Source organism: Lysobacterales bacterium (assembly GCA_019634735.1).
GTDB lineage: Bacteria > Pseudomonadota > Gammaproteobacteria > Xanthomonadales > UBA2363 > Pseudofulvimonas.
The window spans coordinates 128,062-152,439 of the sequence record JAHCAT010000010.1 but is presented as its reverse complement, the minus strand read 5'-3'; the positions used below and the strand labels follow the sequence as shown (position 1 = coordinate 152,439).

The following is a 24,378-nucleotide window of genomic DNA, read 5'->3' as shown; positions in this document are numbered from 1 at the left end:
AGGGGACCGGGGACCGGGGACCGGGAAACAGGCAGCCGCAGGTGCGTCGCTGCCGTCAGCCGGATCGGATCGGGCGAGCCGACGCTCGTCGAGCGCTGCAGATCAGGGCGAAGCATGTCGTGCCGGCGGAAACCGGTCCCCGGTCCCCGGTCCCCGGTCCCGACTGCAAGACCCCTACAGGCGATCGCGCAGCTCATGCCGCCACCCCCACCGCGCCCGCGACCATCGAGCGGCCGTGGCGCACGTAGTGTTCGAACTCGTGCCAGTAGTGGCGCAGGAAACCCTGCACCGGCCAGGCGGCGGCCTCGCCGAAGGCGCAGATGGTGTGGCCCTCGATCTGCCCGGCGGCCTCGCGCAGCATCTCGACGTCGGCGAGGGTCGCCTTGCCCTCGACGATCCGGGTCAGCATCCGGTACATCCAGCCGGTGCCCTCGCGGCAGGGCGTGCACTGGCCGCAGGACTCCGCGTAGTAGAAGCGGGCGATGCGCTGGCAGGCGCGCACCATGCAGGTGGTCTCGTCCATGACGATGACCGCGCCCGAACCCAGGCCGGAGCCGGCCTTCTGGATCGAGTCGTAGTCCATGGTGCAGCCCATCATCACCTCGCCGGGCAGCACCGGCATCGACGAGCCGCCGGGGATCACCGCCTTCAGGGCGCGCCCGCCGCGCATGCCGCCGGCCAGCTCCAGCAGGTCGGCGAACGGCGTGCCCAGGCGCACCTCGTAGTTGCCCGGTCGGGCGACGTGCCCGGACACCGAGAACACCTTGGCGCCGCCGTTGTTGGGCTTGCCCAGTTCCAGGAACCACTGCGCGCCGTTGCGCAGGATCGCCGGCACCGAGGCGTAGGTCTCGGTGTTGTTGATGGTGGTCGGCTTGCCGTACAGGCCGAAGTTGGCCGGGAACGGCGGCTTGAAGCGCGGCTGGCCCTTCTTGCCCTCCAGCGATTCCATCAGGGCGGTTTCCTCGCCGCAGATGTAGGCGCCGGCGCCGAGCGCGTTGTGGATGTCGACGTCGATGCCCGAGCCCTGGATGTCGCGGCCCAGCCAGCCGTGCGCGTAGGCGTCCTTCAGGGCCTGCTCGATGTGCTCGAAGGGCTCGTGGTGGAACTCGCCGCGCATGTAGTTGTAGGCCACCGTGGAGCCGGTGGCGTAGCAGGCGATCGCCATGCCCTCGAGCACCGCGTGCGGGTTGTAGCGCAGGATGTCGCGGTCCTTGCAGGTGCCCGGCTCGGACTCGTCGGAGTTGCACAGGATGTACTTCTGGCCGGGCGCGCTGCGCGGCATGAAGCTCCACTTCAGGCCGGTAGGGAAGCCCGCGCCGCCACGGCCGCGCAGGCCGCTGGCCTTGACCTGGTCGATCACCCAGGCCGGGTCCGGCTTCTCGGCGAGGATCTTGCGCCAGGCCTGCCAGCCGCCGGCCTTCAGGTAGCTGTCGTAGCTCCAGGGCGTGTCGAAGTGCAGCGTCGTGTAGACGACGTTGTGGGCCTGGGGGGCCGGGCCGACCGGCCCGCGGGATTCGTGCTGCGCCATGCTTGCCATCACTCCAGACCGTCGAGGATCTCGTCGACCTTCGCCGGTGTCAGGTTCTCGTGGTAGTGGCCGTCGACCACCATCATCGGCGCGCCGCAGCAGGCCGCCAGGCACTCCTCCTCGCGCTTGAGGTAGATGCGGCCGTCGGCGGTGCTCTCGCCCAGGCGCACGCCCAGTTTGCCCTCGCAATGGCGGACGATGTCCTCGGCGCCGTTCAGCCAGCACGAGATGTTGGTGCAGATCGCGACGTTGTGGCGGCCGACCGGCGCCAGCTCGAACATCGAGTAGAAGCTGGCGACCTCAAAGGCCCAGACCGGCGGAATCTCGAGGTAACGGGCGACCGCGGCGATCAGCTCGTCGGTCAGGTGCCCGCCGTTCTCCTGCTGCGCGGCGAACAGGCCCTGGATCACCGCCGAGCGCTTGCGGTCGGGCGGGAACTTGGCCAGCCAGTGATCGATGTGGGCACGGGTACCGGCCGACAGCACCTGCGCCGGGTCGACGTCCTTGACGGCTTCGAAGTTGCCGGTGGCTTTCATGCGCGACCCTCGGAGCGCTGAGGCTTGGTGGAGATCGGGGACCGGGGACCGGGGACCGGGGACCGGGGAAAGGCGGGCATCGCGACGACGTTGGCAGACCGGCGCGCATTCCGCGCTGCCCCAACCGGGGCGCGGGCGCTGAGCACCCAGGAGCGGCAGTTCCTGTCCGGTCCCCGGTCCCCGGTCCCCGGTCCCGGACCCGAAGATCCCGGTACCGTGACGGACGCCATCCGAATCATCGGTCGATCTCCCCGAACACCACGTCGTAGGTGCCGATCATCGCGACCACGTCGGACAGCATGTGGCCGCGGACCACGGCGTCCATCGAGGAAAGGTGTGCGAAGCCGGGGGCACGCAGCTTCAGGCGGAACGGCTTGTTGGCGCCGTCGCTGACCAGGTAGGCGGCGAACTCGCCCTTGGGCGCCTCGACCGCGCTGTACACCTCGCCGGCCGGCACCGAATAGCCCTCGGTGAACAGCTTGAAGTGGTGGATCAGCGCTTCCATGTCGTCCTTCATCTCGGCGCGGGACGGCGGCGCGACCTTGTAGTTGTCCAGCATCACCGGGCCGGGATTGGCGCGCAGCCAGTCCAGGCACTGCCGGATGATGCGGTTGGACTGGCGCATCTCCTCGATGCGCACCAGGTAGCGGTCGTAGCAGTCGCCGTTGACGCCGACCGGGATGTCGAAGTCGACCCGGTCGTACATGGCGTAGGGCTGCTTCTTGCGCAGGTCCCAGGCGATGCCCGAGCCGCGCAGCATCGGGCCGGTCATGCCCCAGGCCAGCGCCAGCTCCGGGGAGACCACGCCGATGCCGACCGTGCGCTGCTTCCAGATGCGGTTGTCGGTGAGCAGGGTCTCGTACTCGTCGACGCGCTTCGGGAAGTCGTCGGTGAACGCGGTCAGGTAGTCGAGCAGGCTGCCCTCGCGCCAGGCGTTCAGGCGCTTGACGTCCTTGCCCTTGTGCCAGGGCGACTCGCGGTAGCGCGGCATGGCGTCGGGCAGGTCGCGGTAGACGCCGCCGGGCCGGTAGTAGGTGGCGTGCATGCGCGCGCCGCTGACCGCCTCGTAGCAGTCCATCAGTTCCTCGCGTTCGCGGAACGCGTACAGGAACATCGCCATGGCGCCGAGGTCGAGGCCGTTGGTTCCGACCCACATCAGGTGATTCAGGATGCGGGTGATCTCGTCGAACATCGTGCGGATGTACTGGGCGCGCACCGGCGCCTCGATGCCCATCAGGGCCTCGATGGCGCGCACGTAGGCGTGCTCGTTGCACATCATCGACACGTAGTCGAGCCGATCCATGTAGCCGATCGACTGGTTGAACGGCTTGGATTCCGCCAGCTTCTCGGTGGCGCGGTGCAGCAGGCCGACGTGCGGGTCGGCGCGCAGCACGGTCTCGCCCTCCATCTCCAGGACCAGGCGCAGCACGCCGTGGGCCGCCGGATGCTGCGGCCCGAAGTTCATGGTGTAGCTCTGGATCTCCATGTTCAGTCCCCGGCAGCGCGGCGCGCGACCGACTCGGCGCGGGCGGTTTCGAAACGGGCGTCGTCGCGGACCACGCGCGGCACGCCGACGCGCGGCTCCACCGAGGTCACCGGCTCGTAGACCACCCTGCCCTTCTCCGGGTCGTAGCGGACCTCGACGTTGCCGATCAGCGGGAAATCCTTGCGGAACGGGTGGCCGATGAAGCCGTAGTCGGTGAGGATGCGGCGCAGGTCCGGATGGCCCTCGAAGACCACGCCGTACAGGTCGAAGGCCTCGCGCTCGAACCAGTTGACGCCCGGCCACACCTCGCACAGCGAGGGAACCACCGGCAACGCGTCGTCGGGCGCGAAGCAGCGGATGCGCAGGCGCAGGTTGCGCGACACCGACAGCAGGTGGGCGACCACCGCGTAGCGGCGCGGCGCGGTGGCCGCGGCCGGGCGGTCCTCCCAGCGGAAGCGGCCGGGGCCGGCGATGCCCTCGACGCCGCGCGAGAAGCCCTCGGCGCTGACGTCGGAGACGTCCCACTCGCCCTCGCCGTAGCCCAGGTAGTCGACACCGCACAGGTCGACCAGCTGCTCGAAGCCGAAGGCGTCGCGCAGTTCCCGGCAGGCCGAGTCCCAGTCGCCGGGCGCCAGTTCGATGGTGGTCTCGCCGCCCGCCTCGGCCAGGCCCAGAAGGCGGGCGCCGAAGTGTGCCTGGAGACGGCCGCCGAGGCCGTCGCTGTTCGCGTCTGTCACGCCTGCACTCCTCAGCGCCTGATCGTGTTGCCGCGCCGGATCTTCTTCTGCAACTGCAGGATGCCGTAGATCAGCGCTTCGGCCGTGGGCGGGCAGCCGGGCACGTAGACGTCCACCGGCACGATGCGGTCGCAGCCGCGGACCACGGCGTAGGAATAGTGGTAGTAGCCGCCACCATTGGCGCAGCTGCCCATCGAGATCACCCACTTGGGGTCGGGCATCTGGTCGTAGACCTTGCGCAGCGCCGGGGCCATCTTGTTGACCAGGGTGCCGGCGACGATCATCACGTCGGACTGGCGCGGGCTGGGCCGGAACACGACGCCGTAGCGGTCGAGGTCGAGGCGCGCCGCGCCGGCGTGCATCATCTCGACCGCGCAGCAGGCCAGGCCGAAGGTCATCGGCCACATCGAGCCGGTACGGGCCCAGGCGACCAGCGCCTCCAGCGTGGTGGTGGTGTAGCCCTGCTCGGCGAGCAGCCCGTCGGGCCGCAGGATGTCGTCGACGATGCCGGTCGGTTCGGGATTGCGCCAGAACGAGGTGGAGACGGCGGCGTCCGGGGTCCGGTGGTCGCTCATTCCCATTCCAGCGCCCCCTTCTTCCATTCGTAGACGAAGCCGATCACCAGGATGCCCAGGAACACGGCCATGGCGATGATCGCCTCCATGCCGATGGCGTCGAACACCAGCGCCCAGGGGAACAGGAAGGCGATTTCCAGATCGAACACGATGAACAGGATCGCGATCAGGTAGTAGCGCACGTCGAAACGGGCGCGGGCATCCTCGAAGGCCTCGAAGCCGCACTCGTAGGGCGAACCCTTCTCGGCTTCCGGACGCTTCGGCGAGATCAGCTGGCCGATCGCCAGCAGGACCAGGCCCAGGCCGGTGGCGACGCCCAGGAACACCGCGATGGGAAAGTACTCAGCTAGCACTGCAACCTCCGCGCCGGCCTGCCGGCACATCAGCGTCGATCATCCCTGACCACGACCCGCACCATCCCTGGCCCGGGCATCCCATGTCCTGCCCCCGTCGAGGCCGGGGCGGCCGGCGGCACGATCCCTGCCCCGCCGGTCCTGCGGCATGCGGACCGTATGCCGGGCCGCCGCCAGTGCGAAATCGCCGCCGAGGTCGGCGGCGATTCCGGTGTCGCTTGCCAGGGCCGGATGAAGCGCCGGCCTGGCGTTCATTGGTGCGGATGGTGGGACTCGAACCCACACAGCTTGCGCCACTACCCCCTCAAGATAGCGTGTCTACCAATTCCACCACATCCGCGAAATCAATCAGTTGCCGTCGTCTTCCTGGGCCGGCTCCGGCACCGGATCGGCGGCCGTTTCCGGCTGCGCCTGGACCGGGACGACCGGGACATCGCCAGCCGGCGCCTGCTGCGGCGCCGGCGCCGCCGGCACCTCGAGGCCGGACATCACGCCGGCATCGCCGGCCGCCGCGCGCGTGCTGACCAAGCCGGTGCGCTGCACGTACATCGCCATGCCCAGGGTCAGCACGAAGAAGGAGATCGCCAGCCACTTGGTGGCCTTGGTCAGGAAGGAGGCGGCGCCACGGGCGCCGAACACCGTCGCCGACGCGCCCGCGCCGAAGCCGGAGCCGGCGGAGGCGCCGGCGCCGCGCTGGATCAGGATGAAGCCGATCATGAAGATCGCCAGCACCACGTAGAGCACCATCAGAAGCGTGAACAGCATTTTTTTCGATCCTTGCCCGCCGCGTCGTCTGCGGAGGGCGGAAAAAGGTGGAGGCGCGACCGCGCGCCCGCTCCGGCGCCGGGGCGCCGGTCAGGGCTTCGTCCTGCCCGCAGCGGCCGCGATGATCGCCGAGAAATCCTCCGCGACCAGCGAAGCGCCGCCGACCAGCCCGCCGTCGATATCGTCCTGCCCGAACAGGCCGGCGGCGTTGTCGGGCTTGACGCTGCCGCCGTACAGGATGCGAAGCGCGGCCGCGATTCTAGCATCCTGCCGCTCGACTTCGCTACGCAGAAGGGCATGCACCTGCTGGGCCTGCTCCGGGCTGGCGGTCCGGCCGGTGCCGATCGCCCAGACCGGCTCATAGGCCAGCAGGGCGCCTGCCAGGGCGCCGACGCCGGCGGCCGCCAGCACGGCCCCGAGCTGGCGCGTGACCACCTCGCCTGTGCGGCCGGCATCACGCTCGTCCAGGGTTTCGCCCACGCACAGCACCGGCACCAGGCCGGCCGCCTGGGCGGCCTGGAACTTGGCCGCCACCAGGGCATCGTCCTCGCCGTGGTACTGACGCCGCTCGGAATGACCGACCAGCACGTGGCTGCAGCCGGCCTCGACCAGCATCGCCCCGGACAGCTCGCCGGTGTAGGCACCCTGCCGGTGCCGGCTGAGGTCCTGGCCGCCGACGGCCAGGCGTCCTTGCGCAGCGGCGGCGGCGGCCGGGATCAGCACGGCCGGCGGCAGCACCAGCACCTCGACGCCTGCAGCGCCCCGGGCCGCGGATGCCGCAGCCGCGACCAGCGCACCGGTCAGGGCCAGGTCGCCATGCATCTTCCAGTTGCCTGCCACCACGGGCGTGCGCATCGTCAACCTCCTCCGGTCGGCGCCGGCAGCGGCGCGGTCGCGCAGGTTACCAAGCCCAGCCGGCGGTCAGGAACGTCTCGCCGCGGTTGCGGCCACCGGTCCCGGCATTCGACAGGTGGCGCAGGGTCAGCACCAGACGCTGCCGGCGCAGCCCGGCCAGGGTCATGAACTGCCAGTCGCTGCTCAGCACCTCGCTGGTCTCGCCGACCGCGGCGATGCCGCCACCCAGGAACCACCCTCGCCCAATCCAGCGCAGGTCGGCGCCCAGGAACAGGGTCTCCTCGATCCGCTGGTTGCGGGTCTGGCGCGGGCCGATGTAACCGCCTACCAGTTCGACCGGAAAGCGATGCCCGCTGAGCCAGCCCAGCGTCACCACCGGCGCCCGGTCGTCGTCGATCTCGTCGGCCAGACCGCCAGCCAGTTGCCACTCGGAACGGATCGGCCCGGCATGTCCGCCGAGCAGAACGACGAAAACGGCAACAAGGGCGGTACGCCTGAGGGGCAGCGTATACATGTCGTCATCCGGAGCCGGGGCGCGAGTGTGCCAAGCTTGCCTGCGTGCGTCGAGTACCATCCCCTGGCTGCGCCATCCGGGCGGCAGTGGAGCACACGACATGGACAATCGACCCACCGCCCTGGTCACCGGCGCCTCGGCCGGCATCGGCGCTGCGTTCGCCCGCGACCTGGCGGCGCGCGGCTACGACCTGGTGCTGACGGCACGACGGGTCGAGCGCCTGGAGACCCTCGCCGCCGAGCTCGTGGAGCGCCATGGCACCCGCTGTACGGTGTTGCCTGCCGACCTCGAGCAGCCGGAGGCGCCGGCCCTGCTGGCCGCCGAACTGGAGCGCCGCGGCGTCGCCGTGGAGATGCTGGTCAACAACGCCGGCTATGGCGTGCCGGGCTACCTGCTCGATGCCGACTGGCCAACCCATGCGCGGTTCCTGCGCATCATGGTCGGGGCCCCGGTGGAACTGGCCTGGCTGCTGCTGCCGGGCATGCTGGCGCGGGGTCGCGGCCACGTCGTCAATGTCGCTTCGGTGGCCGGCCTGATCCCGGGCTCGGCAGGCCACACGCTGTACGCCGCGGCCAAGGCCTTCCTGATCAGGTTCTCGCAATCGCTGGCCCTGGAGTATCGCGGGCGCGGCGTGCACACCAGCGCGGTCTGCCCAGGGTTCACCTGGTCGGAGTTCCACGACGTCAACGGCAGCCGGCCGATCATGGACCGGCTGCCGTCCTGGATGTGGCTGCAGGCCGATCGCGTCGCCCGCGAGGGCATCGACGCGGTGCTGCGCGGCAAGGTGGTCCAGATCAGCGGCCTGCAGTACAAGGCCATCCACCTGATGACCAAGCTGCTGCCCGAGCGCCTGCTGCTGCGCATGACCGCGCGCCGCTCCGCGCAGTTCCGGGTGCAGGGCCGCTGAGGCCGGGTGCAGGCTGCACGCTGCAAGGCGTCGGCAGGCGGCCGGTCGGTCGTCGGGCCAGGGTGCAGGTCACGGCCAGCGCCGGCCCTCTCCCCCGCCCCTCCCCCGCACGCGGGGGAGGGGAGAAGTGCGGTGCCGTCGCACGGGCGGCACGCGGTTGTCACGGGGATGGCCTGGTTGTCGGAGGGGGCCGGGATCCGACATCAGTCAGCCCGGAGGGTGGATGAACGTGGATCTCGCTCCTCCTCCGGAGCCTGTTCTCCATGCCCTGATCCTTGCGCCCTGATCTCCGCGCCCTGATCTTTGCACCCTGATCTTCGCGCCCTGATCTTCGCGCCCTGATCTTCGCGCCCTGATCTTCGCGCCCTGATCTTCGCGCCCTGATCTTCGCGCCCTGATCTTCGCGCCCTGATCTCCGCGCCCTGCTCCCTGCTCCCTGCTCCCTGCTCCCTGCTCCCTGCTCCCTGCTCCCTGCTCCCTGCTCCCTGCTCCCCGGTCCCTGCTCCCCGGTCCCTGCTCCCCGGTCCCCGGTCCCTGGTCCCTGGTCCCTGGTCCCTGGTCCCTGGTCCCCGGTCCCCGGTCCCCGGTCCCTGGTCCCCGGTCCCTGGTCCCCGGCCCCTGCTCCCTGCGTCACCCGGCTCGTCAGCCGCCCGGCACGAGGCGACCGTCGATGATTTCCAGCACGTGCCCGGTGCGCGCGGCGAGCTCGCGATCGTGGGTGACCAGCACCAGGGCGGTTCCGAACTCCTGGTTGAGCTCGAGCATGAGCTCATAGACCGCGGCGGCATTGCGGGCGTCGAGGTTGCCGGTCGGCTCGTCGCCCAGCACGCAGGCCGGGCGGGTCACCAGCGCCCGCGCCACGGCGGCGCGCTGCCGCTCGCCCCCGGACAGCTCGCCTGGCTTGTGGTGGCTGCGCGCCGCCAGGCCGACCCGCTCCAGCACCTCGCGGGCGCGGTCCTGCGCGGGCGCCACCGCCATGCCGCCGATCACCAGCGGCATCGCGACGTTCTCCAACGCGGTGAACTCGGGCAGCAGGTGGTGGAACTGGTAGATGAAACCCAGCGCGCGGTTGCGCAGGCGGCCGCGCGCGGCGTCGCCCAGGCGCGACATCGGCTGGCCGAGCACCTCGACCTCGCCGGCGCTCGGAGAGTCCAGGCCGCCCAGCAGGTGCAGCAGGGTGCTCTTGCCGGAGCCGGAGGCGCCGACGATGGCCAGGGTCTGGCCCTGGCGAACCGCGAGATCGATGCCCTTGAGCACCTCGGTGCGGATGCTGCCCTCGGCATAGGTCTTGGCCAGGCCGCGGCCGGCCAGCACGATGGACTCACTCATAGCGCAGCGCCGTGGCCGGATCGACGCGCGAGGCGCGCCAGGCGGGATAGAGGGTGGCCAGCGCCGCCAGCACCAGGGCCACCATCGTCGTGGTGACGATGTCGCCGGCCTGCGGATCCGAGGGCAACGAGCTTATGTAGTAGATATCCGGCGACAGGAACTGCCGGTCCAGCGCGCGCTCCAGCCACTGCACCAGGCGTTCGACGTTGTAGGACAGCGCCAGCCCCCCGGCCAGTCCCAGCAAGGTGCCGAACACGCCGATGATCGAGCCCTGCACCATGAACACCGCCATCACCTGGCGCGGCGTCAGGCCCAGCGTGCGCAGGATGGCGATGTCGCTCTGCTTGTCGGTGACCAGCATCACCAGGCTGGACACCAGGTTGAACGCCGCGACCGCGACGATCAGCGACAGGATGATGAACATCACCAGCTTCTCCATGCGCACCGCCTCGAAGAAGTTGGCGTTCTCCTGGCTCCAGTCGCGCACCCGGTACAGGCCGCCCAGGCGGTCGGCGAGATCGCGGGCCACGTGCCAGGCCTGGAACAGGTCGACCAGCTTGAGGCGCACGCCGCTGACCTGGTCGGCCATCCGGTACAGGCGCTGGGCGTCGGCCAGGTGCACCAGGGCCAGGCCGCGGTCGTACTCCTGCATGCCGGCCTCGAAGATGCCGACCACGGTGAAGCTGCGCAGGGTCGGCATGGCGCCGACCGGGGTGGCGCGCACCTCCGGCGCGTAGACCGTGACCCGGTCGCCCAGACGCGCACCCAGCACCCAGGCCAGCTCCTGGCCCAGCACGATGCCGAACTCGCCGGGGCGCAACGCATCCAGGCTGCCCTGCTTGACGTCCCCGGCGACCTCGGAGACGGTCACTTCCAGCGTCGGGTCGATGCCGCGCACGATGGCGCCGGCGACCTGCTGACCCTGCAGCATGGCCTCGCGTTCGACATAGGGCGCCGCGCCGGTGACCCGGGCGTCGGCCATCGCCTCGGCCAGCGCCGCTTGCCATTCCTCGCGCGCCAGGCCGGTGCCGACGCCGGCGATGGTGGCATGCGAGATCATGCCCAGGATGCGTGCGCGCAACTCCTTCTCGAAGCCGTTCATCACCGAGACCACGGTGATCAGGGCGGTCACACCCAGCGCGATGCCCAGCACCGAGGCGGCCGAGATGAAGGAGATGAAGCCGTTGCGGCGCTTGGCGCGCGTATAGCGCAGGCCGATGCACAGGGCGAGCGGTCGGAACATCCGGTCGGGCGGGCCAGGGGCGGGTGCGGAGCTTAACCCGAAAGCCCGCAGGCATCGCAGGCGGGCGGCGGCGTCCTGCCGCCCTGCCCCGGCTCAGCCGGCATCCGGTTCGCCCGCGCCCTCGCGGCGCAGCCGGATGCGCAGGCGGCGCAGATCGTCGGCGGGGAGGCTGTCCGGCCACAACAGCAGCCGATGACCGCGCCCGGCGACCTCGATGTCCAGCGCCAGCAACGGTCCGGCCTGGTGGGCCGCGCGCAGCCGGGCCGGCCGGCCGCCCTCGCCGAAGTCGACCTGCCAGGCGCCCTGCCCGTCCCAGCTCAGCCAGCGCCAGCGCGGCGCGCGCTGCTGGCGCCATCCGATTCCGGCGAGCGTCGCCACGGCCAGGCCGGCAACCGCCAGCCGCAGGCCGGCCGGCCAGGGCGACAGCACGGGGGCGGCGATCAGCACGAGCGCCAGCACGGCGAGCGCGAGCCGCTTCAGGCGCGAGGGACGCGGCTCAAGCCGCAGGGTCGGCGCGCAGCGCATCGAGCAGCTCGGCGAGACCGGCGTCGTCCGGACGACCCTGGCCCAGGCACCAGCGCCAGAGCTGGTCGTCCTCGCAATCGAGCAGGCGTTCGAAGCGGTCCAGGGCCTGGTCGCGATCGGGTTCGCGAAGCAGGCGGTCCAGGCACCGGCCGAGGAGCTGGTCGAGCTCGCGCATGCCGCGGCGGCTGCGCCAGCGCAACCGGGCCACCCGGGCGGCGTGGTCGGTGTCCGGCACGGCTCAGATCAGCCGCTTGGCGATCTCCAGCGCTGCCGACACCGCGAACGCCAGGATCAGCACCGACCAGTGCCTCGGTGGCCGGCCGAAAATGGCCGGCGAAAAGCCCAGCAGGGAGAGCGCCAGGCCGTTGATCGCCAGCGCGATGCCGGTCAGCACGGCGACCACGGCGTCGGCCTTGATCACCGCGTTCACCGCCAGCAACAGGGCGGCGACGCCCGCCACCAGCAGGAAGCCGGCGGCAAGGCGCACCACGATGTGCATCGTCGGTTGCGGGGAGGCGTCCATCAGGCGCCCTGCCGCTCGACCATCAGCTTCTTGATCTCACCGATCGCCTGCGCGGGATTGAGGCCCTTGGGACAGGTGTCGGTGCAGTTCATGATGGTGTGGCAGCGGTACAGGCGGAACGGATCCTCGAGCTGGTCGAGTCGCTCGCCGGTGGCCTCGTCGCGGCTGTCGACGATCCAGCGGTAGGCCTGCAGCAGCACCGCCGGGCCCAGGTAGCGGTCGCCGTTCCACCAGTAGCTGGGGCAGGCGGTCGAGCAGCTCGCGCACAGGATGCACTCGTACAGGCCATCCAGCTTCTTGCGGTCCTCCGGCGACTGCAGGCGCTCGCGCCCCGAGGGCGCCGGCGTGTCGGTCTTCAGCCAGGGCTGGATCGAGGCGTACTGGGCGTAGAAGTGGGTCATGTCCGGGACCAGGTCCTTGACCACCGGCATGTGCGGCAGCGGATAGATGCGGACCTCGCCCTTGATGTCCTCGATGGCCTTGGTGCAGGCCAGGGTGTTGCGGCCGTCGATGTTCATCGAGCACGAGCCGCAGATGCCCTCCCGGCACGAGCGCCGGAAGGTCAGGGTCGGGTCGATCTCGTTCTTGATCTTGATCAGCGCGTCCAGGACCATCGGACCGCAGCTGTCCATGTCGATCTCGTAGGTGTCGGTGCGCGGGTTGCCGTTGCCGTCCGGGTCCCAGCGGTAGACCTTGAAGCGGCGCACGTTGCCGGCGCCGGCGGGCGCCTGCCAGGTCTTGCCGGGGCCGATCTTCGAGTTCTTGGGTAGGGTGAACTCAGCCATGGTGTCCTCTGCCTGTGGCCCCCGGCCGCGACGGCCGGGGCGTTGGGTCGGGTGCGCGGATCAGTAGACGCGGGCCTTGGGCGGCACCGGATCGACGTCGGCGGTCAGGGTGTTCATGTGCACCGGGCGGTAGTCGATGGTCGGCTTGCCGCGGGCGTCGACCCAGCACAGCGTGTGCTTGAGCCAGTTGCCGTCGTCGCGGTCCTTGAAATCCTCGCGGGCGTGGGCGCCGCGCGACTCGGTGCGGTTCTCGGCCGAGACCATGGTCGCCACCGCCTGGCCGAGCAGGTTCTGCAGTTCCAGGGTCTCGATCAGGTCGGAGTTCCACACCAGCGAACGGTCGCTGACCCGGACGTCGGAGAAGCTGTCGTGCACCTTGCCGATGCGCTCGACGCCCTGGGCCAGGGTCTGGGCGGTGCGGAACACCGCGGCGTCGGCCTGCATCACCCGCTGCATGTCCAGGCGGATCTGCGCGGTCGGCGTCGAGCCGCGGGCGCTGCGCAGGCGGTCGAGGTTGTCGAGCGCGGCGTCGCAGGCGGAGCGCGGCAACTGCGGGTGGGCGGCGCCCGGCGACAGCGTCGCGGCGCAACGGTTGGCCACGGCGCGGCCGAACACGACCAGGTCCAGCAGCGAGTTGCTGCCCAGCCGGTTGGCGCCGTGCACCGAGACGCAGGCCGCCTCGCCGATCGAGTACAGGCCGGGGACCACCGCATCGGGGTCGCCGCCGCGCAGCTGCACGACCTCGCCGTGGTAGTTGGTCGGGATGCCGCCCATGTTGTAGTGGACGGTGGGCAGCACCGGGATCGGCTGCCGGGTGACGTCGACGCCGGCGAAGATCTTGGCGGTCTCGGCGATGCCGGGCAGGCGCTCGTGGATGACCTCCGGCCCCAGGTGGGTGAGGTCGAGGAGGATGTGGTCCTTGTCGGCGCCGCAGCCGCGGCCCTCGCGGATCTCGATGGTCATCGAGCGGCTGACCATGTCGCGCGGCGCCAGGTCCTTTACGCTGGGCGCGTAGCGTTCCATGAAGCGCTCGCCGGCGGCGTTGCGCAGGATGCCGCCCTCGCCGCGCACGCCCTCGGTGATCAGGCAGCCGGCACCGTAGATGCCGGTCGGGTGGAACTGCACGAACTCCATGTCCTGCAGGGCCAGACCGGCGCGCAACGCCATGCCGCCGCCGTCGCCGGTGCAGGTGTGCGCCGAGGTCGCCGAGAAGTAGGCGCGGCCGTAGCCGCCGGTGGCCAGCACCACGCCGTGGGCGCGGAACAGGTGCAGTTCGCCGGTCGCCATCTCCAGGGCCAGCACGCCGCGGCAGGCGCCCTCGTCGTCCATGATCAGGTCGAGCGCGAAGAACTCCACGAAGAAGCGGGCGTCGTGGGCCAGCGACTGCTGGTAGAGCGTGTGCAGGATGGCGTGGCCGGTGCGGTCGGCGGCCGCGCAGGTGCGCTGCGCCGGCGGACCCTCGCCGAAGCGGGTGGTCATGCCGCCGAACGGGCGCTGGTAGATGCGGCCGTCCTCGGTGCGCGAGAACGGCACGCCGTAGTGCTCGAGCTCGATGATCGCCGGGATCGCCTCCTTGCACATGTACTCGATGGCGTCCTGGTCGCCCAGCCAGTCCGAGCCCTTGACGGTGTCGAAGAAGTGGTAGCGCCAGTCGTCCTCGCCCATGTTGGCGAGCGCCGCGGCGACACCGCCCTGCGCCGCCACGGTGTGCGAGCGGGTCGGAAAGACCTTGGTCATGCAGGCGGTGTTGAGGCCCTTCTGGGCCAGGCCGAAGGTGGCGCGCAGGCCGGCGCCGCCGGCGCCGACCACCACCATGTCGAAGAAGTGCTCGTGGATCTTGTAGGCGTCCATGCGCTCAGTTGCCCAATGCGATGCGAATGACGGACAGGGCCGCCAGGAGGGCGCCTGCCAGCGCCGCGAACTTGATGGCGACCTGTAGCGCCACCTCCAGCCAGCGGGTGTGCACGTAGTCCTCGACGATCACCTGCAGGCCGAGCTGGGCGTGCCAGAAAAGGGCGCCGATGAAGGCGATCATCAGCATGCCGGTGACCGGCTCGGCGAGCCGGGCGCGGACCACGAAGGGATCCTGGCCGACCAGGGCGACGACGGTGAACACGAACCACAACGACAGCGGCACCAGTGCGATCGCGGTCAGCCGCTGCAGCCAGAAGTGCCGGGTGCCACCGCTGCCGGCCGCGCCCAGGCCCTTGACGCGCTTGAGCGGCGTTCGCAACTGCCGGGCCCGCGCGCTCATGCCGCACCTCCGCGCGCCAGCAGCCAGATTGCCGCGGTCAGCACGACGGTGCCGATCACCACCGCGATGCCGGTCGCACGGGTGCGCGACTTCTCGTAGCCCCAGCCGGCGTCCCAGGCCAGGTGGCGCACGCCGTTGAGCAGGTGGTAGACCAGGGCGGCGGTCCACAGCAGCAGCAGGGTCCGGCCGACCAGCGAATCCGCACATGCCAGGAAGCGCGCATGCGCCTCGCCGCCGGAAGCGACCGTCATCAGCCACCAGACCAGCATGGCGCTGCCGACCGCCAGGAAACCACCCGACGCGCGATGCAGGATCGACAGTGCCATCGACAAGGGCCAGCGGTACACCTGCAGATGCGGCGACAAGGGTCGTTCGCGCATGGGCTGTTCACTCCGTCCGTGGTCGGGCTGCGGCGCGGCCGGGCCGGCCGGGCCGGGGCCCGTCAGAAATCGATGCAGCGACCGTTCTTCTCCCAGTCGCCATAGCGCGTCGGCTCCGGCCCCTTGCGCCCGCCGATCTCCACCGGGCGCACGTCGCCCTCCCGGCCGGTGTCCGGCTCGGGGGCGGTGTCGTCGCGGGGATCGGGCTCGTGCATGATGGCCTTGCAGAACGCCTGCGGATGTTAATGCCGGGGGGGCACCCCCGGCAAATGCGGAAGCGCCGGCCGCGATGGTCGGGCCGCCGCCGTGCAGGTCGCGCGAAACGCCCGGAAGCCGCCAATGACGCACCCCGAAATACCCAGTCACCCGTTCGCCCTGCCGCAGGGCGAGTTGCTATCGATCACCGGACCCGACGCCCTGGCCTTCGCGCAGGCGCAGCTCATGAACGACGTCGAGGCACTGGCGTTGGGCGGCTGGCAGTGGAACGGCTGGCTGGATGCCAAGGGCCGGCTGCAGGCGTTGTTCGGCCTGCTGCGCGAAGACGACCAGCGCCTGCTCGCCTGGCTGCCCGCTGGCGGGGCCGAGGCGCTGGCGACCGCGCTCGCGCGCTTTCGCTTCCGCAGCAAGCTGCAGCTGCTGCCGGACCGGGAGCGCACGCTCGCCGGCGTCGCCGGCGCCGCAACCGGGACGGCCGGCGAGTTTCCCCTGCCCGACGACCCGCTGATCGGACCGCGCCACCTGCGCCTGCTGGCAAGCGGCGCGGCGCCACTGGCCGGGGCGCGTGTCGTCGATGCCTGGCATGCCGCCGACCTGCGCCTGGGCCTGCCGTGGCTGCGTCCGGACGGGCCGGGTACCGGCCGCTTCGTCCCCCAGTGGCTGGGACTGGACACGCTGCCTGCCCTCAGTCTGCGCAAGGGTTGCTATCCGGGCCAGGAAATCGTCGCCCGCATGCACTATCTGGGACAGAGCAAGCGCGGCCCGGCCCTGCTGCGCGGCGCAGGCAGCGTCCCCGCCAGTGGCTGGCGGGCGCTGGCTGCCGATGACCAGGCGCTCGGCGAACTGGTGGATGCCGTCGACGACGGCGAGGGCGGCTGGCTGGCGCTGGCCGCGCTTTCCGGCGCGGACCAGGCCGCCGTGGCCAGGGTGGCCGACGGTCAGTCCATGCAGCCGGCCACTGTCCTGCGCGGCGGCCTCCGAAGCAGCGCGCCGCCAGCCATCTGAACCGCGGGAACGGGCTTGACAACCACGAAGTTCTTCGTAATTCTTGCGCTGTACGATGACGTTCGTAAGTCCAGACGGCACCCGAAGGGCGCTGGAGGCGGAGCCGGTGGAGACCGTGCCGTTGCGGGTGCCCATGGCTCCCCGGAACTCGCCCTGACGCGTCGGGGACTCGTCTGCCGGTACTGCCGTTGACTTCCTACGAGCCAAATCGTATTTCCCTCGCAAGAAGACCGATGGAGACCCCATGAATCGCCTGACCACGCTGTCCGCCCTACTCACCGCCACCTTCCTGGCGCTGCCCCTGTTCGCCAGCAACCTCAAGGTGCTGACCGAGGATGATCTCTCCGCGGACAGCTTTCCTGCGGCGGCCCAGGAGCTGCGGGCGAACCTGGCCGGGTCGACCGGCCATGGCCTGAGCAGCGGCCAGCGCGAGCGGGTCCTGCAGTCGCTGGCGCGGATCGAGGGCTGGCTGGCCGAGGATGCCTCCGGCAACCAGCCGCGCATCCATGCCGAGCAGCGTCGCATCAACGCGCTGATCGCACCCCAGGTGGCCAGCCGCGGCAATGAACGCAGCAACCTGGTGTGCAAGCGGGTGCGCCCGATCGGCTCGAACATCCCGGTCACCGAGTGCAAGACCCGCGAGCAGCTCGCAGCCGAGCAGGAGGCCGCGCGTGATGCCCTGTCCGACGAGCAACGTCGTCGGTCGATGTAGGTCGCCACGCCGCCGGACGACCCGACACCCGAGGAGACCACCATGGCCCGCACCCGCGCCGGACTCTTCGCCACGCCACAGGTTTCGGTGACCCTCCACGCCGGCACCTTCCGGGTCACCGACCGGGAACCCGATCCGGCGGGGTTCCCCGGGGTCGCCGAGTCGAGCCAGTCGAACCCGCACCGCGCCGCCGGGCCGCATTCGTCGGGCCCGTCCCGGCGGCGCCAGGCGCTGTGCGCCCTCGAGCGCCAGCCGCAACGACCCGGCGCCGCCCGTCGCCCGCAGGCGGCTGCGGCGATCAGGCCGGTCGCCGATGGCCGGACGGAGGGCGCCGGCCCTTCTGTCGCCTGCTCCGTCAGCGTCAACCTGGCCGCGGGTGGGATGTACGCCCGACCGGACCGATCGGGCCGGCCATCCAGGTTGCCAATGTAGACTTCGTTCCCCTTACGCAATGACTCCAAGATCGGAGAATGACCATGATCCGTACCCTCGCTTCCCTCGCAGCAGCCCTGCTGATCTCGGCCGCCGCGCACGCCAACACCTTCCTCATCAGCGACGACGAGCTGGATGCCGACATCTTCCCGGCCGTCGCCGAGTCGATCCGGGCCAACCTGCACCGTGCCGCGGAGCCGCGCTCCCTGAGCCGGTCCGAACAGCGCCAGGCGTTGCGCTCCCTGGAGCGGCTGGAGCAGTGGCTTGCCGAGGACCGGCCTGCCAACGCCAGCCGCATCCGCGCCGAGCAGATCCGGTTCAACGCCCTGCTCGCGCCCAAGGTCGCCCGCAGCGGCGACAAGTCCAACGATGTCGTGTGCCAACGCGTGCGACCGGTCGGCTCCAACATCCCGACCACCGACTGCCGGAGCCGCGCACAGCGCGATCTCGACCGTCACGCGGCCCACGAGCAGATCCGCCGGCAGAATCCGCTGCAGTCGCTGCGCGACTGATCGGCGGGCCGGCGACGCGTCGACGCAGGCGCGGACCGCGGAACGGACACGGGGCATGCGACCAACGCAGCCCCGTCCGGGCCGTCCGGGCCGCCTTCGAACCGAACGGCGGCTGTCCAGCGCCCCGGTCCTGTGCTTGCGCCCCCCCGACGGCACCCCCATACTGGCGTCGTCCAACGGGGGCGACCTGGCTTCGACGGGGGTCGCAACATCGCTGGGTGCATGCCGAGGGGGCTACTTTCCTCGTTAATCCAGTGGCAAAACCATAGTTGCCAACGACGACAACTACGCACTGGCCGCTTAAGGCCTAAGCCCCGGACCCGCTCGTGCCTGTGCCTGCGGAGTCCGGGTCACTGTCACAGGACCGCCCGATGCTGCCGCCTGCCGGCGCCGGGTTAAATCAAGCAGGCTGGCCCGCCGGTGCGCTTTGCGCGCCGTGTTGCCGGAGGGCGAGATCAAACGGCGCGCTAAGCATGTAGGACCTGGGGTCGAGTGCTTCCGGACGCGGGTTCGATTCCCGCCGCCTCCACCACTCCCGAAAGGGCCCGGACGACCTCCGGGCCCTTTTTTCTGGTTGTCGCGGCTCACCGCGGATCCAGGCGGACATCGTTGGCGCTCGCGGGCCGGAGGCAGACGATGCGCCTGGCGCTGCCTTGATCCTTCGCCCCGTAACCGGAGGCCGTCCCGACCGCAGCCTCTTGGTCGGCGTTGCGCCCCGTGCACCCGGCGTGCGAGGTCGGCTGGTAGTCTGACGGCATGCCAGAACCTGCCATCCGCATCGTCGAGGTCGGCCCGCGCGACGGGCTGCAGAACGAGAAGACGCTCGTCCCGACCGCAACCAAGGTCGAACTGATCCACCGCCTGTCCGACTGCGGGCTGCGCCACGTCGAGGCGACCAGTTTCGTCAGCCCGAAATGGGTGCCGCAGCTCGCCGACGCGGAGCAGGTGATGGCCGACCTGGTGCCGCGGACCGCGGTGTCCTACCCGGTCCTGGTGCCCAACCTCATGGGCCTGGAGCGGGCGCTGGCCGCCGGTGCCCGCGAGGTGGCGGTGTTCACCGCCGCCTCCGAGGCGTTCAGCCAACGCAACACCAATGCCTCGATCCAGGAGTCGCTGCAGCGCTTCGCGCCGGTGATGGTGCGCGCCGCGGAGGCCGGGGTCCCGGTGCGCGGCTACGTGTCCACCGTGCTGGGCTGCCCCTACCAGGGCGAGGTCCCGGTCGCCGACGTGGTGCGGGTCGCCAGTGCCCTGCATGACATGGGCTGCCGGGAGATCTCGCTGGGCGACACCATCGGCGTGGGGACTGCGCGCCGGGCGGCCGCCATGGTGCGGGCGGTTGCCACCGAAGTCCCCGTGGCCAGGCTGGCCGTGCACTTCCACGATACCTACGGTCAGGCGCTGGCGAATCTGCTTGCCTGCCTGGACGAGGGGATCACTGTCGTCGACAGCTCGGTGGCCGGCCTGGGCGGTTGCCCGTACGCGCGCGGCGCAACCGGCAACGTCGCCAGCGAGGACGTCGTCTACCTGCTGCATGGCCTGGGACTGGCCACCGGCGTCGACCTGGCGCGGCTGGCCGACACGGGCGACTGGATTTCCCGGTCGCTCGGCCGCGACAACGCCAGTCGTGCCGGCCGGGCCCTGGCCGCACGGCGCGAGCCACCGACAGCCGAGCCGGATTGACCTACGCCGGGGATGCCAGAGGTCGACGCGCACGACCCGGCCACGGCAACTTGGGGCCGGGACCATGAAGACCTGCGCGGCATGCTCGAATCAAGGCCTTGCGCGGCGGTTTTCATGCCGGCCCTGAAGTCCTGCGCGGACCTGTCTGGTCCGGTCCCGGCCGGGCATCGGTGCCAGGGCTGGCCCGCGCGCCGCGAGATTTGACATTTACGACGGGTATCGTACGATCTGGCCTGGGCCCCATTCCGGGCCGGGCAGAACACCATGGGCCGAACCCCCAGCAATAAACCCACCGAGGCCGAACTGGCCATCCTGCAGGTGCTCTGGCTGAAGGGTCCGTGCACGGTGCGCGAGATCTTCGAGGCGCTGTACCAGCCCGACGAGACCAGCTACACGACTGCGCTCAAGCTGTTGCAGATCATGCACGGCAAGGGCCTGGTCGAACGCGACGAATCGCAGCGCGCGCACAGCTACCGCGCCGCGGTCAGCCAGTCCAGCACGCAGAAGCGCTTCCTCAGCGACGTGGTCGACCGGGTCTTCAACGGCTCCAGCTCCCAGCTGGTGCTGCAGGCGCTGGGCTCGGCGCCGCCCGCCAGTGCCGAGGAACTGGCGCAGATCCGCGCCCTGCTCGACCAGCTCGACAACGACAAGAAAAACTGAGGGAGAGCCCAGGCCATGCCGTTGACGGACGCCGTGATCGCCTTTGCCCACACCCTGGCGTGGACCCTGCTGCATTTCGTCTGGCAGGGCCTGCTGATCGGCGCCGGCTGGCTGCTGCTGCGCCGCCTGTCGCCCTCGCACCGCTGGCGCCATGCCTGTGCCCTGGTGGCTCTGGTGGCCTGCCTGGCCTTGCCGATCGTCACCTTTGTCACGCTCTCGGCGCCCGAGGCCGGTCAGGCAGGCACTGTCCCGGCGGTCGCGGCCCATGCTTCGGCGCTGTCCGCCGCCGACGCCCGCGCGGTCATGGAGGCGTCTGAGCCGGGGCGCAGCCCGTGGGCGATTCCCCTGGTGTCGCTGTGGTTCCTGGGCGCCCTGCTGGCCTCGCTCCGGCTGCTGGCCGACTGGCGCCTGCTGCGCCGCGCCCTGCGCGAAGGCCGCGAGCCACCGCCCGCGCTGCTCGCGCTGATGCACCAGCAGATGCAGCTCCTTGGCATCACCCGCAAGGTGCGCCTGCGCCTGACCGCGAGGATCAGCGCGCCGGGCGTCTACGGACTGCTGCGCCCGGTCATCCTGCTGCCCACTGCCCTGGCGCTGGGCCTGCCGCGCGACCAGGTGGAGACCCTGATCCTGCATGAGCTGGCGCACATCCGCCGCGCCGACCTGGTCAGCAACGTGCTGATCCTGGTGGCGCGCACCCTGCTCTACTTCCATCCGGTCGTGCACCTTGTCTGCCGCGAACTGGAACGCACCCGGGAAACCCTGTGCGACGACCTGGTGGTCGGCCTGAAGGTCGACCGCCTCAAGTACGCCCGGGCGCTGAGCATGGCCGAACAGTTCCGGCAGGCCGTTCCGCTGCCGCTGCTGACCGCCACCGGCGGCGAACTGACCGACCGCGTGCACCGCATCCTGCATATCGACGATGGCAAGCGGCAACGGCGCGATCGCGCACCGCTGGTGATCACCCTGGCGTTCGCCGCCACCGCCCTGGCCGGCGTCAACCTGCTGGGCACCGATCCCGCCCGCGACCTGGCCCGTCCTGATTTCGTGGCCCTGTATCGCGTGCTGGCGCCCGCCGAGGCGCCGGCGCCGCTGACGATCATGCCGGGGGCCCTGCCCCGACCGCAGCCGCTGGCGCCGTCGCTGGCCGCGCTGCCGCCCGCCGGGACCTCGATCCAGGCGGTCCAGGCGACAACCGGCACGCGGCCGGAATCTCCCCCGGCGGCAGCCATCGAGGCGCCACCCGCAGCGCTGGCCGTTCCGGCGCCACCCGAGGCAATGGCGCTGTCCAGGCCTGACCCGGAACCGCTGGCAGCGGCGCCGGCAATCCTCGCCGCGGCACCGACGGCGCCCGCCCGCGCCGAGCCGGCCACGGCTGCGCCATTGCCGCGGGTGCTGCGCCGCGTGCAGCCTACCTATCCGCGGGCCGCCCGTCTGCAGGGCCTGGAAGGCAGCGTGGAGCTCGCCTATTCGATCGACGATCGGGGCCAGCCGGTCTCGGTCCGGGTCATCGGCGGCGCGCAGGCCAGCGCGGCCTTCGAGCAGGCCGCACTGGAGGCTTTCCAGCGGTGGCGTTTCGAGGTTCCAGACGGCGCCGCGTCGGGCGCCCGTCACCGGCAGATCTTCGATTTCAACCTGGGACCGGACGGCCGCCGCTGCGTGACCCCGATCGGCACCCGGATCTGTCAGTAGCCGCCAGCGCGCTGCACTGGACGCCCCGGCCGGGACCGACCCCGCCGGCGACCGTCGGTGGGCCGCCGACCGCGGGCACGGGCTGCTAGTCTGGCGCATTGCGGAGCGATCGCCATGACCACGTTGTACTGCACACGTGCCCTGCTCGACAGCCTGGACGCGGTGCCCCAGCCTGCGGTCGCCAGCGAGAACCATCTGGGCGCATGGACAGCCACCCTGGTCCTGCTGCGTCCGGCCCGCCTGGTGCTGGCGGTCAGCGAGCACGGCCGCCTGCCGCTGGTGCTCGCCGCGGAACCCTGGTCCACCTTGCTGGAGCGCCTGCCCGAAGCCCTCTACCAGCAGCTGCTGGCTTTGCGCGTGCCCGCCGACCTGGCGCGCAGCGAACGCGACCAGATGCAACCGCTGCTCCCCGCGGTGGCTGCCGGGCAGGGTCACCTCGACCAGCTGCGCACCCTGGAACCGGAGCTCGCCTCGGCCTGGGAACGCGGCGTCAGCCGTTCGCCCGCGGAACTTGCCCTGATGCTGGCGCACCTGTCCTCCAGCGATCCGGATGCCAGCACGGCGGCCCAGGCGACGCGTCGCCGGCTGCATCTGGTGCCCGATCCCGGCGAAGTGGCGGGGCTGTGACCCGGCTCCCTGATTCCCGGTGCAGTCGTCGTGTCCGGGCGCCATGACCGCCAGCTTCCTGTTCCACGACTACGAGACCTTCGGCGCCGATCCGGCGCGCGACGGCATCGCCCAGTTCGCCGCCATCCGCACCGACACGAATCTCGAACCGGTCGGCGAAACCATCAACCTCACCTGCCAGCCGGTCCGGGACCGTCTGCCGCATCCCGACGCCTGCCTGGTCACCGGCATCACGCCCCAGGACCTGCTGGCGGGCGGACTGCCCGAACCGAAATTCGCCGCGCGCGTCCATGAGACCCTGGCCCGGCCCGGCACCTGCGCACTTGGCTACAACACCATCCGGTTCGACGACGCCTTCACCCGCCACCTGCTCTGGCGCAACTTCCACGATCCCTATGCCCGGGAGTGGTGGGACGGCAATTCGCGGTTCGACCTGATCGACCTGGCCCGCCTGTGCCACGCACTGCGTCCGGAGGGCATCGAATGGCCGCTGCGCGACGATGGCCGACCCAGCTTCCGTCTCGAGCATCTGGCCCGCGCCAATCGCCTGGACCAGGCCCGCGCCCACGACGCGCTCAGCGACGTCGAGGCGACCATCGGCCTGGCCCGCCTGCTGCGCGACCGCCAGCCGCGCCTGTGGCAGTTCGCGCTGGGCCTGCGCGACAAGCAGCGCGTGCGGGAACTGCTCGACTGGCGCCAGGGGACGCCGGTGCTGCATGCCTCCGAAAAGTACGGTGCGGAGCGCGGCTGCACCGCCCTGGTATTGCCGATCGCCCCGAGTGCCGACAGCGAGCACGGCGTGCACGTCGTCGATCTGATGGCCGATCCCGCGCCGTTGATCGAGGTCGGGCTGGACGAACTGCGCGACCGTCTGTACACGCCGCGCGCCGACCTGCCCGAGGGCATCGACCGTCCGGCGGTGAAGACCGTGTACGGCAACCGCTGTCCGATGCTGGCGCCGGTCTCGGTGCTGGCGGGTGTCGACCTGGCCAGGATCGGCCTCGATCCAGATCGCTGCGAACGCCATCGGCACCAGCTGCTGGCGGCCCCCGGCATCCGCGAGAAGCTGGCAGCGCTGATGACCCGCGCCGCCGACGCGGCGCCCGCCGCCGATGCCGAATTGTCGCTGTACAGGGGGGGCTTCCCTAGCCGCACAGAACGCGCGCGCCTGGATGCCGTGCGCAGCACGCCGCCCGCCGGACTGGCCGCCCTGGCGCCGGGCTTCGAGCAGGAGCGCCATCGCGAGCTTCTCTGGCGCTACCGCGGCCGTCATTTTCCGCAGACCCTGGGGGCCGCCGAACGCGGGCAATGGCGCGGCTTCGTGGCGGCCCGGCTGCGCGGGCTGCACCCGCTGTCGAGCTTCGGGCTGGACGATTTCCACGCGCGGATCGCCCACTTGCGATCGACCCGGGAGGCCGGGCCCGACCAGGCGGTGCTGGACCGCCTCGACGACTGGGGACGGCAGCTCGCAACGGACTGGCTGGACGACTGACCGCCAGCGGCGGCCCCTGGCGGCGTGGCGATCGGCACCCCCGGATCAGCGAAGGCGA

At 71.0% G+C, this 24,378-nt stretch carries 28 protein-coding genes, 1 tRNA gene, 1 other RNA gene and 1 pseudogene; 11 read left to right on the top strand and 20 right to left on the bottom strand.

Annotated elements, in window-relative coordinates:
- Positions 1-193: 193 nt before the first annotated feature.
- From nuoF to KF823_11045, 10 genes are all read right to left on the bottom strand, one after another.
- Entirely contained in the window at positions 194-1,528 is a 1,335-nt protein-coding gene (nuoF, locus tag KF823_11090) for an NADH-quinone oxidoreductase subunit NuoF (GenBank protein ID MBX3726444.1), read from the bottom strand.
- An 8-nt stretch (positions 1,529-1,536) separates the two neighbouring features.
- Entirely contained in the window at positions 1,537-2,064 is a 528-nt protein-coding gene (gene nuoE, locus KF823_11085; protein ID MBX3726443.1) for an NADH-quinone oxidoreductase subunit NuoE, read from the bottom strand.
- A gap of 235 nt (positions 2,065-2,299) precedes the next feature.
- The gene (locus KF823_11080; protein ID MBX3726442.1) at positions 2,300-3,550 is read right to left on the bottom strand and encodes an NADH-quinone oxidoreductase subunit D; all 1,251 of its coding nucleotides are present in this window, start codon (positions 3,548-3,550) and stop codon (positions 2,300-2,302) included.
- A gap of 2 nt (positions 3,551-3,552) precedes the next feature.
- Positions 3,553-4,287: an NADH-quinone oxidoreductase subunit C gene (locus KF823_11075; protein ID MBX3726441.1), complete on the bottom strand. Its 735-nt coding sequence runs from the start codon at positions 4,285-4,287 to the stop codon at positions 3,553-3,555.
- 11 nt (positions 4,288-4,298) lie between these two features.
- On the bottom strand, positions 4,299-4,862 hold the full coding sequence (locus KF823_11070) for an NADH-quinone oxidoreductase subunit B (protein MBX3726440.1): 564 nt from the start codon (positions 4,860-4,862) through the stop codon (positions 4,299-4,301).
- Positions 4,859-5,215: an NADH-quinone oxidoreductase subunit A gene (locus KF823_11065; GenBank protein ID MBX3726439.1), complete on the bottom strand. Its 357-nt coding sequence runs from the start codon at positions 5,213-5,215 to the stop codon at positions 4,859-4,861. The genes KF823_11070 and KF823_11065 overlap by 4 nt, the downstream gene beginning before the upstream one ends.
- A gap of 255 nt (positions 5,216-5,470) precedes the next feature.
- Positions 5,471-5,555: transfer RNA gene (locus tag KF823_11060), tRNA-Leu, on the bottom strand.
- A gap of 8 nt (positions 5,556-5,563) precedes the next feature.
- Entirely contained in the window at positions 5,564-5,980 is a 417-nt protein-coding gene (gene secG, locus KF823_11055) for a preprotein translocase subunit SecG (protein ID MBX3726438.1), read from the bottom strand.
- A gap of 90 nt (positions 5,981-6,070) precedes the next feature.
- A complete protein-coding gene (gene tpiA, locus KF823_11050) occupies positions 6,071-6,835 on the bottom strand; it encodes a triose-phosphate isomerase (protein ID MBX3726437.1) in 765 nt (254 codons plus the stop codon).
- A gap of 46 nt (positions 6,836-6,881) precedes the next feature.
- Positions 6,882-7,349 carry an acyloxyacyl hydrolase gene (locus tag KF823_11045; GenBank protein ID MBX3726436.1) on the bottom strand — a complete coding sequence of 156 codons (468 nt, stop codon included), beginning with the start codon at positions 7,347-7,349 and terminating at the stop codon, positions 6,882-6,884.
- Between the two features lie 100 nt (positions 7,350-7,449).
- Between KF823_11045 and KF823_11040 the strand changes: the two genes are divergently transcribed.
- The gene (locus KF823_11040; GenBank protein MBX3726435.1) at positions 7,450-8,256 is read left to right on the top strand and encodes an SDR family oxidoreductase; all 807 of its coding nucleotides are present in this window, start codon (positions 7,450-7,452) and stop codon (positions 8,254-8,256) included.
- A gap of 642 nt (positions 8,257-8,898) precedes the next feature.
- Here KF823_11040 and lolD read toward each other — a convergent pair.
- From lolD to KF823_10990, 10 genes and pseudogenes are all read right to left on the bottom strand, one after another.
- Positions 8,899-9,585 (bottom strand): lipoprotein-releasing ABC transporter ATP-binding protein LolD, encoded by a 687-nt coding sequence (lolD, locus tag KF823_11035; GenBank protein ID MBX3726434.1) that lies wholly within the window; start codon positions 9,583-9,585, stop codon positions 8,899-8,901.
- Complete coding sequence (locus KF823_11030; protein ID MBX3726433.1) at positions 9,578-10,828, bottom strand: lipoprotein-releasing ABC transporter permease subunit; 1,251 nt, start codon at positions 10,826-10,828, stop codon at positions 9,578-9,580. The genes lolD and KF823_11030 overlap by 8 nt, the downstream gene beginning before the upstream one ends.
- A gap of 93 nt (positions 10,829-10,921) precedes the next feature.
- Positions 10,922-11,353: a hypothetical protein gene (locus KF823_11025; protein MBX3726432.1), complete on the bottom strand. Its 432-nt coding sequence runs from the start codon at positions 11,351-11,353 to the stop codon at positions 10,922-10,924.
- Positions 11,325-11,528 (bottom strand): succinate dehydrogenase assembly factor 2, encoded by a 204-nt coding sequence (locus KF823_11020; protein MBX3726431.1) that lies wholly within the window; start codon positions 11,526-11,528, stop codon positions 11,325-11,327. Before KF823_11020 ends, KF823_11025 begins: the two co-directional genes overlap by 29 nt.
- A gap of 63 nt (positions 11,529-11,591) precedes the next feature.
- Positions 11,592-11,876, bottom strand: coding sequence for a hypothetical protein (locus KF823_11015; protein MBX3726430.1), 285 nt, complete (start codon positions 11,874-11,876; stop codon positions 11,592-11,594).
- Complete coding sequence (locus KF823_11010; GenBank protein MBX3726429.1) at positions 11,876-12,661, bottom strand: succinate dehydrogenase iron-sulfur subunit; 786 nt, start codon at positions 12,659-12,661, stop codon at positions 11,876-11,878. Before KF823_11010 ends, KF823_11015 begins: the two co-directional genes overlap by 1 nt.
- A gap of 60 nt (positions 12,662-12,721) precedes the next feature.
- A complete protein-coding gene (locus KF823_11005; GenBank protein ID MBX3726428.1) occupies positions 12,722-14,512 on the bottom strand; it encodes a succinate dehydrogenase flavoprotein subunit in 1,791 nt (596 codons plus the stop codon).
- A 4-nt stretch (positions 14,513-14,516) separates the two neighbouring features.
- Entirely contained in the window at positions 14,517-14,915 is a 399-nt protein-coding gene (gene sdhD, locus KF823_11000; protein ID MBX3726427.1) for a succinate dehydrogenase, hydrophobic membrane anchor protein, read from the bottom strand.
- On the bottom strand, positions 14,912-15,295 hold the full coding sequence (sdhC, locus tag KF823_10995) for a succinate dehydrogenase, cytochrome b556 subunit (GenBank protein MBX3726426.1): 384 nt from the start codon (positions 15,293-15,295) through the stop codon (positions 14,912-14,914). Before sdhC ends, sdhD begins: the two co-directional genes overlap by 4 nt.
- A gap of 62 nt (positions 15,296-15,357) precedes the next feature.
- Positions 15,358-15,441, bottom strand: a pseudogene (locus tag KF823_10990) (DUF1674 domain-containing protein).
- A gap of 193 nt (positions 15,442-15,634) precedes the next feature.
- On the opposite strand from KF823_10990, the gene KF823_10985 reads away from it, so the two are divergent.
- The 10 genes from KF823_10985 to sbcB all read left to right on the top strand — a co-directional run bounded on the left by KF823_10985 (position 15,635) and on the right by sbcB (position 24,320).
- Positions 15,635-16,516 (top strand): folate-binding protein YgfZ, encoded by an 882-nt coding sequence (locus KF823_10985; protein MBX3726425.1) that lies wholly within the window; start codon positions 15,635-15,637, stop codon positions 16,514-16,516.
- Between the two features lie 244 nt (positions 16,517-16,760).
- On the top strand, positions 16,761-17,228 hold the full coding sequence (locus KF823_10980) for a hypothetical protein (protein MBX3726424.1): 468 nt from the start codon (positions 16,761-16,763) through the stop codon (positions 17,226-17,228).
- Between the two features lie 42 nt (positions 17,229-17,270).
- Entirely contained in the window at positions 17,271-17,660 is a 390-nt protein-coding gene (locus KF823_10975) for a hypothetical protein (protein MBX3726423.1), read from the top strand.
- A 44-nt stretch (positions 17,661-17,704) separates the two neighbouring features.
- On the top strand, positions 17,705-18,172 hold the full coding sequence (locus KF823_10970; protein MBX3726422.1) for a hypothetical protein: 468 nt from the start codon (positions 17,705-17,707) through the stop codon (positions 18,170-18,172).
- A gap of 178 nt (positions 18,173-18,350) precedes the next feature.
- Positions 18,351-18,704, top strand: a transfer-messenger RNA (tmRNA) gene (ssrA, locus tag KF823_10965).
- A 224-nt stretch (positions 18,705-18,928) separates the two neighbouring features.
- Positions 18,929-19,852 carry a hydroxymethylglutaryl-CoA lyase gene (locus KF823_10960; protein ID MBX3726421.1) on the top strand — a complete coding sequence of 308 codons (924 nt, stop codon included), beginning with the start codon at positions 18,929-18,931 and terminating at the stop codon, positions 19,850-19,852.
- A 264-nt stretch (positions 19,853-20,116) separates the two neighbouring features.
- Positions 20,117-20,512: a BlaI/MecI/CopY family transcriptional regulator gene (locus KF823_10955; protein ID MBX3726420.1), complete on the top strand. Its 396-nt coding sequence runs from the start codon at positions 20,117-20,119 to the stop codon at positions 20,510-20,512.
- Positions 20,513-20,527: 15 nt separating this feature from the next.
- A complete protein-coding gene (locus KF823_10950) occupies positions 20,528-22,201 on the top strand; it encodes a M56 family metallopeptidase (GenBank protein ID MBX3726419.1) in 1,674 nt (557 codons plus the stop codon).
- Positions 22,202-22,315: 114 nt separating this feature from the next.
- Positions 22,316-22,828 (top strand): hypothetical protein, encoded by a 513-nt coding sequence (locus KF823_10945; protein MBX3726418.1) that lies wholly within the window; start codon positions 22,316-22,318, stop codon positions 22,826-22,828.
- Between the two features lie 43 nt (positions 22,829-22,871).
- Positions 22,872-24,320 carry an exodeoxyribonuclease I gene (gene sbcB, locus KF823_10940; GenBank protein MBX3726417.1) on the top strand — a complete coding sequence of 483 codons (1,449 nt, stop codon included), beginning with the start codon at positions 22,872-22,874 and terminating at the stop codon, positions 24,318-24,320.
- Positions 24,321-24,378 lie beyond the last annotated feature (58 nt).

What these genes read in the sequence shown, in the direction of transcription:
- KF823_11045 (MBX3726436.1), bottom strand. Translation starts at nt 7,349, where the DNA reads ATGTATACGCTGCCCCTCAGGCGTACCGCCCTTGTTGCCGTTTTCGTC.
- KF823_10960 (MBX3726421.1), top strand. Translation starts at nt 18,929, where the DNA reads ATGCCAGAACCTGCCATCCGCATCGTCGAGGTCGGCCCGCGCGACGGG.
- KF823_11070 (MBX3726440.1), bottom strand. Translation starts at nt 4,862, where the DNA reads ATGAGCGACCACCGGACCCCGGACGCCGCCGTCTCCACCTCGTTCTGG.
- KF823_11005 (MBX3726428.1), bottom strand. Translation starts at nt 14,512, where the DNA reads ATGGACGCCTACAAGATCCACGAGCACTTCTTCGACATGGTGGTGGTC.
- lolD (MBX3726434.1), bottom strand. Translation starts at nt 9,585, where the DNA reads ATGAGTGAGTCCATCGTGCTGGCCGGCCGCGGCCTGGCCAAGACCTAT.
- KF823_11015 (MBX3726430.1), bottom strand. Translation starts at nt 11,876, where the DNA reads ATGGACGCCTCCCCGCAACCGACGATGCACATCGTGGTGCGCCTTGCC.
- sdhC (MBX3726426.1), bottom strand. Translation starts at nt 15,295, where the DNA reads ATGCGCGAACGACCCTTGTCGCCGCATCTGCAGGTGTACCGCTGGCCC.
- sbcB (MBX3726417.1), top strand. Translation starts at nt 22,872, where the DNA reads ATGACCGCCAGCTTCCTGTTCCACGACTACGAGACCTTCGGCGCCGAT.
- KF823_10950 (MBX3726419.1), top strand. Translation starts at nt 20,528, where the DNA reads ATGCCGTTGACGGACGCCGTGATCGCCTTTGCCCACACCCTGGCGTGG.
- KF823_10970 (MBX3726422.1), top strand. Translation starts at nt 17,705, where the DNA reads ATGATCCGTACCCTCGCTTCCCTCGCAGCAGCCCTGCTGATCTCGGCC.
- KF823_10975 (MBX3726423.1), top strand. Translation starts at nt 17,271, where the DNA reads ATGGCCCGCACCCGCGCCGGACTCTTCGCCACGCCACAGGTTTCGGTG.
- KF823_11020 (MBX3726431.1), bottom strand. Translation starts at nt 11,528, where the DNA reads ATGCGCGAGCTCGACCAGCTCCTCGGCCGGTGCCTGGACCGCCTGCTT.
- KF823_10980 (MBX3726424.1), top strand. Translation starts at nt 16,761, where the DNA reads ATGAATCGCCTGACCACGCTGTCCGCCCTACTCACCGCCACCTTCCTG.
- KF823_10945 (MBX3726418.1), top strand. Translation starts at nt 22,316, where the DNA reads ATGACCACGTTGTACTGCACACGTGCCCTGCTCGACAGCCTGGACGCG.
- KF823_11030 (MBX3726433.1), bottom strand. Translation starts at nt 10,828, where the DNA reads ATGTTCCGACCGCTCGCCCTGTGCATCGGCCTGCGCTATACGCGCGCC.
- KF823_11025 (MBX3726432.1), bottom strand. Translation starts at nt 11,353, where the DNA reads ATGCGCTGCGCGCCGACCCTGCGGCTTGAGCCGCGTCCCTCGCGCCTG.
- KF823_10955 (MBX3726420.1), top strand. Translation starts at nt 20,117, where the DNA reads ATGGGCCGAACCCCCAGCAATAAACCCACCGAGGCCGAACTGGCCATC.
- KF823_10985 (MBX3726425.1), top strand. Translation starts at nt 15,635, where the DNA reads ATGACGCACCCCGAAATACCCAGTCACCCGTTCGCCCTGCCGCAGGGC.
- KF823_11040 (MBX3726435.1), top strand. Translation starts at nt 7,450, where the DNA reads ATGGACAATCGACCCACCGCCCTGGTCACCGGCGCCTCGGCCGGCATC.
- KF823_11080 (MBX3726442.1), bottom strand. Translation starts at nt 3,550, where the DNA reads ATGGAGATCCAGAGCTACACCATGAACTTCGGGCCGCAGCATCCGGCG.
- KF823_11010 (MBX3726429.1), bottom strand. Translation starts at nt 12,661, where the DNA reads ATGGCTGAGTTCACCCTACCCAAGAACTCGAAGATCGGCCCCGGCAAG.
- nuoE (MBX3726443.1), bottom strand. Translation starts at nt 2,064, where the DNA reads ATGAAAGCCACCGGCAACTTCGAAGCCGTCAAGGACGTCGACCCGGCG.
- secG (MBX3726438.1), bottom strand. Translation starts at nt 5,980, where the DNA reads ATGCTGTTCACGCTTCTGATGGTGCTCTACGTGGTGCTGGCGATCTTC.
- nuoF (MBX3726444.1), bottom strand. Translation starts at nt 1,528, where the DNA reads ATGGCGCAGCACGAATCCCGCGGGCCGGTCGGCCCGGCCCCCCAGGCC.
- tpiA (MBX3726437.1), bottom strand. Translation starts at nt 6,835, where the DNA reads ATGCGCACGCCCGTGGTGGCAGGCAACTGGAAGATGCATGGCGACCTG.
- sdhD (MBX3726427.1), bottom strand. Translation starts at nt 14,915, where the DNA reads ATGAGCGCGCGGGCCCGGCAGTTGCGAACGCCGCTCAAGCGCGTCAAG.